Origin of the sequence: Sphingomonas sp. (assembly GCF_019242355.1) — a bacterium.
Taxonomy (GTDB): Bacteria; Pseudomonadota; Alphaproteobacteria; order Sphingomonadales; family Sphingomonadaceae; genus Sphingomicrobium.
In genome coordinates, this window is the sequence record NZ_JAFAVR010000204.1 from 1 (window position 1) to 5364 (window position 5364).

Consider the following 5364-nt stretch of genomic DNA (forward strand, 5'->3'; position numbering starts at 1 on the left):
TCTACATGGGCTCGACCGCGACGGCGCGGATCCTTCCGCTTTTCTCCTCCGAAAATCCGCTACGGATTGCGACCGACCGCGGCGGCGAGCCGCGCATCTGGATCGGCAATTCAAGCCGGGTGGCTCCACATTACGACGAGTCCGACAATATCGCGTGCGTGGTATCTGGACGCCGGCGCTTCATTCTGTTTCCGCCCGAACAGGTCGCCAACCTGTATGTCGGACCGATCGACAAGACGGTTGCGGGCCAGCCAACGAGCATGGTCGACCTGGAAGCCGTCGATTTCGGCCGATTCCCTAAATTCCGCGAGGCTTTAGAGCATGCACTGGTCGCGGATCTCGAGCCCGGCGATGCGATCTATATCCCGGCCCTCTGGTGGCACGCCGTGCAGGCGAACGGCCAACTGAATGTCCTGGTGAACTATTGGTGGAATGAAGCGCCAGTTGACGCTGGTTCGCCGATGCATGCGCTCGGCCATGCGCTTCTGACGATCAGCCATTTGCCGAAGGAAAAGAGACAGGCCTGGCGCAATCTATTCGACCATTACGTCTTCCGCGCCAACGGCGACCCGGCGGCCCATATCCCAGTGTCCGCGCGCGGCATCATCGGGCGGTCAAATCCGGAGGTGCGCAAGGCGCTTCGGCAGTACCTGGTTCGGGCGCTGCAGAGCCTCGGCGTTTGAAGCTAGGCCGCCGCGCATTCCTCGCATCCGGAGCCGCGGCGGGAGTCGCTTCGGGAGGGACCCTTGATGCGGCGCAGATGGACCTGGCCTGGGCGTTGCTGGCGTCCGAGCATCGGGTCCCAGACTGGTTCCGCGACGCGAAGTTCGGGATTTGGGCGCATTGGGGGCCGCAGTGCCAGCCCGAGGCTGGCGACTGGTACGGGCGGCTGATGTATGTGCAGGGACAGCCGGCTTACGATCATCATGTGAAGCATTACGGCCACCCGAGCCGAATCGGTTTCCTCGACATCATCGGGCAGTGGAAGGCGGAGCGTTGGGACCCGGCCTACCTGCTCGACCGGTACCGCAAGGCCGGCGCTCGCTATTTCATGGCGATGGCCTGCCATCACGACAATCTCGATCTCTTCGACAGTCGTCATCACAAATGGAACTCGGTGCGAGTGGGGCCGAAGCGCGACATCGTCGGAACATGGGAGAGGATCGTCCGGCAGACCGACCTCAAGTTCGCAGTTTCCAACCATTCGAGCCACGCCTGGCACTGGTGGCAGACGGCCTACGGCTACGACGCGGAAGGGCCGAGCAAGGGCCGCCGCTATGACGCCTACTGGCGCCGAGCGAAGCAGGTGCGCGGCAAGTGGTGGGACGGGCTCGACCCGCAGGAGCTCTACACCGGCCCGACCTATGTGCCGCCGGATGGGCTGAGCACAATTGCCGCGATGACCGCCTGGCACGACCAGCGGGACGGCCAATGGTTGGAGGATGTGCCGCCCGAGCGGCAAGCGTTCGCCGACCAGTGGCTCCGCCGGCAGATGGATCTGGTGGAGCGCTACAAGCCCGATATGGTCTATTTCGACGACTATCAGATTCCGTTCGGGCGGCGAGGGCTGGAGGCCGTCGCGCACTTTTACCGCCGAAGCGCCGCTTGGCATGGCGAGACGGGCATTGTCACCGCAAAGCGGCTGAACGGCCTGCAGAAGCGGGCTATCGTCGAAGACGTAGAGCGGGGCTTCGTCGCCGACATCCAGCCGCAGCCGTGGCAGACCGACACCTGCATCGGCAACTGGCACTACGATCGGGCGCTGTACGAGCGTGATGGTTACAAAAGCGGCCGAGACGTGATCCAGCGGCTGGTCGACGTGGTATCGAAGAACGGCAACCTGATGCTCAACATTCCGGTCCGCGGCGACGGCACGATCGATGACAAGGAAGAGCGGGTGATGGACGACATTACGGCGTGGATGAGCGTTAACGGGGACGCCATCCATGGGTCGCGGCCGTGGCAAGTGTTCGGAGAGGGACCGACGAAGCCGCCGGTGGGATCGATGGCGGAGGACGAAGCCAAACCCTTCGTCGCCGAGGACATCCGGTTCACACGCAAGGGCGACGCTCTGCACGCCTTCTTCATGCTGCCGCCGTCCGGCGAGGTCCGGATCGCGTCGCTGCGTGACGCGCGTGTCGAGCAGGTGACCTTCCAGGATGGACGACCGTTGCCATTCCGACGTGATGCGGATGCGTTGGTCGTCACGGTGCCGGCTACCAACTTCCTGGTCCCGCGCATCACCCTGCGCGGGCGCGGGCTCGTCTAGCGGGCCCGTACGGTCAACGGCGCGCCGGTGTAGGTGACCGTCGCATCGGACGCGTCGAGCTTCAGCGGACGGCCAGGCTTCACCCAGCGAACCTTGATCGTTCGCCTTCCGGCCATGCCTGGCCACGAACCCTGACGGGTGCCCAAGGTCAGCGTCTTCGTGCCGTCGTCGTAGCTCAGCGGGATGCGTGAATAGCGGCCGTTCAGATATTGGCGGCTGACCCCGTCGTCTTCATAGATTGAGGCACTGCCGTTCGCGCCGGTGTAGACGACGAGCGTGATGACCGGATTTGCATCCTGGAGCGCGTACTGGATGGCCGGGCCAGTCGGTATGATCGATCCCGAGCGCACGAACAGAGGCATGTGCTCGAACGGCGCTGCGGCGGTGATCGTCTGACCGCCCTTGGCCTTCGCTCCGGAATAGAAGTCGTACCAGTCGGCGCCCGCGGGCAGATAGACTTGCCGGGACCGCGCCTTGTAGGCGGTGACCGGAGCCACCAGGAACGCCGGCCCGAACATGTATTCGTCCTTGATATTCCACCCGCGACGGTCGGCAGGGAAGTCCATGACCAGGCCGCGCATGATCTCGCTATCGCGCCAGTAACTGTCGGCGGCGGCGGTGTAGATGTAGGGCATCAGCCGGTAGCGCAGCCGGTCATACCAGATCATAGACCGCTCCATCGGCGAACCGGCGGACGCAATTTCGAAGATCTCGCGATGGATATTCTCGCCGTGGCTTCGGAACAGAGGCGAGAAGGCGGCGAACTGGAACCAGCGCAAGTTGAGCTCGCGCCATTCGTCGAGATCGGTCGTCGTCGGCTTCAGGAAGCGGGGCTCCATAGTGTAGCCGCCGATATCGGTCGTCCAGTTCGGGTCTCCGGACATCGAGAAATTGACGCCGGCTGCGATCTGCTCGCGGAAATTGTCCCAGCGCGAGGCGACGTCGCCCGACCAGACCGCCGCGCCGTCGCGCTGGATGCCGGTGAAGGCGGATCGGGTCAGGATGAACGGGCGGACGTCGGGACGAAAGGCGATCAGGCCCCGGTAGACGCCCTCGACATGCTCGAGCGGGTAGGAGTTGAAGACCGACAGGGCAGGGCCGGCTGCCGTCGGACCCATGCGGCGGGCGCGCTCCGCGATCGACAGGTTGGAATGGAAGTCGGGTTCGTCTGAATCCAGCCAGTAGGCGTCGAAGCCCTTGGCCGCGATGCCGTCCCGCACTTGGCGCCAATAGATGTCGCGAGCCGTGCGATCGTATGGGTCGTAAAAGGCGTTGAAATAGCCGGGGCCGACCCAGTCGAGGTACATGTCCCGGACATAATCATGATCTTTCGGCTCGCTCGGAAGCGGGTTGGACGCAGTCTCGTAGATGCCGTGGACCGCGGCGAGTTCGTCATAGTTCGGGAGCCCCTTATAGTACTTGGCCCAGACCGAGATCATCACCTGCGCGTGGTTGGCGTGGATGTCGTCGACCATGCCCTTGGGATCGGGGAAGCGCGCCGGATCGAAGCACTGGCATCCCCAGGCATCCTGCGGCCAATAGAGCCAATCCTGGACGATATTGTCGAGCGGAAGCCCGCGCTTGCGATACTCATGAAGGACGCCGAGCAGCTGATCCTGCGTCTCGTAGCGCTGGCGGCTCTGCCAGAAGCCATAGGCCCATTTGGGAGCGAGGACGGCCTTGCCGGTGAGCTGATGAAAGCCGGCGATGACATTGTCGATGCTGTCGCCGCCGATGTAGTAATAATCGATCGCCCTGGCCGCGTCGGATGCGAAGGAGATCGAGTGACGATCAGCGTCGGGCAGGGGATCGTTGTGGTCGAGTGCGATGTAGCCGCTGTCCGGCTCCCATTCGATGCGTATGTCGGCGGGCCGTCCGGCGGGAAGCTCGGCGTCGAAATTGTGGTAGAAAGCGTTCCAGTTCTGCCGCCAGCGGTCGAGCACCTTGTGCCCATTGATGTAGACGCGGGCGTAGCCTGACGAGAACAGGCGGAACTTGTGCAGGCCACTTACGCCGGGAACGATACGGCCGGTCCACACGACCTTGAGACTGTCGACGGTGCCGGACATGTCGGGCTTGCGCGTGCCGGCCGGCCAGTTACCGCGGCTCTCGAGATACTGGTAGTCGATCGTTGCTTCCTGGCGTGTCGCCACTGGCTTGCCGTCGACGCTGTAGGTGGCGGTCCATCCCGGAGCGCCGTTCGACCCGGTTACCCGCAGACTGTCGCCCGGTCCGCCGACGAGAGCGTAGGAATGCGGGTTGCCGAACCGTGTGATCGACGCATTGTCCCACACCAGGCCGTAGTTGCGCGTCGAGACGACAAAGGGGATCGCGACGTCCATGTTGTGCTGGGCGAGCTCGACGTCCTCGCCATTGTAGTTCATCTGTCCGTTCTGGTGCTGGCCTAGGCCGAACAGCCCCTCGTCGGTGCCCCGGTTGAACTGCTGTCGAACGCTGTAGAGCGGGACACCGTCGATGGTGACGGGAGCGAAGCTGCCTGGCGCGCTCTCGGCGAGGTCGGTCTGACCACCCGCATCCACGAAAGTTACCTTGCCGTCGGAGAAATCGATCGTCGCCCGGACGAACGGGGTCGCTAGCGTAACATGCCCGGGTGTCTCGGTGATCGTGGCGGGCACGTTGGTAGGCCGAGCGGTCACCGCAAGGCTCGACGGCAAGTCGAACCCGGGCGACAAGCTGCGGGTCACCCGAATGATGCGGTCGCCATAGATCTGGAGCCGGACGGCGGGGCCGCGCAGGGGTGTCACCGAGACTTCGCCGACGCCCTTGCTTACGACGACGTGGTCGGGAGCGAGCGGGGCGGGTTGCGCAAATGCGGCGCTCGCCGTCCCAAGCAGGAGCGCGGCGATGGACAGGTGCGCGATCTTCACCGGAACTCCTATCGGTAGGTGCCCAGCCGCACCTTCAGGAGCACGGGCCGGGTGAAGTTCAAGCCATAATCGGTCTGGTCGCCGTTCCACCGACGCTCCATCATCCAGCGACCGTCCTGATACGTGCCCTCCTCGACGTCCAGGATCTGCATATTCTCGCTGGCCGCGGGGTGGTCGAGACCGAACAGGATGCGGACGTCGGACCCG

Annotated in this window: 4 protein-coding genes; 2 read left to right on the forward strand and 2 right to left on the reverse strand. The window is 64.1% G+C overall.

The genetic code is table 11. From position 1 onward, the window contains the following. Both JOZ79_RS10075 and JOZ79_RS10080 read left to right on the forward strand, forming a co-directional pair. Nucleotides 1–683, forward strand: a 683-nt coding sequence (locus tag JOZ79_RS10075; RefSeq protein WP_294073741.1) for a cupin-like domain-containing protein, incomplete at its 5' end; no start/stop codon positions are given. Between the two features lie 77 nt (nucleotides 684–760). Beyond that, nucleotides 761–2269: an alpha-L-fucosidase gene (locus tag JOZ79_RS10080; RefSeq protein ID WP_294073743.1), complete on the forward strand. Its 1509-nt coding sequence runs from the start codon at nucleotides 761–763 to the stop codon at nucleotides 2267–2269. Here JOZ79_RS10080 and JOZ79_RS10085 read toward each other — a convergent pair. Then, nucleotides 2266–5157, reverse strand: a complete 2892-nt coding sequence (locus JOZ79_RS10085; RefSeq protein WP_294073745.1) for a TIM-barrel domain-containing protein — start codon at nucleotides 5155–5157, stop codon at nucleotides 2266–2268. The two genes, JOZ79_RS10080 and JOZ79_RS10085, sit on opposite strands and share 4 nt — an antisense overlap. Before the next feature lie 8 nt (nucleotides 5158–5165). Further along, the coding region (locus tag JOZ79_RS10090) for a DUF5597 domain-containing protein (protein ID WP_294073747.1) at nucleotides 5166–5364 on the reverse strand (199 nt) is incomplete at its 5' end.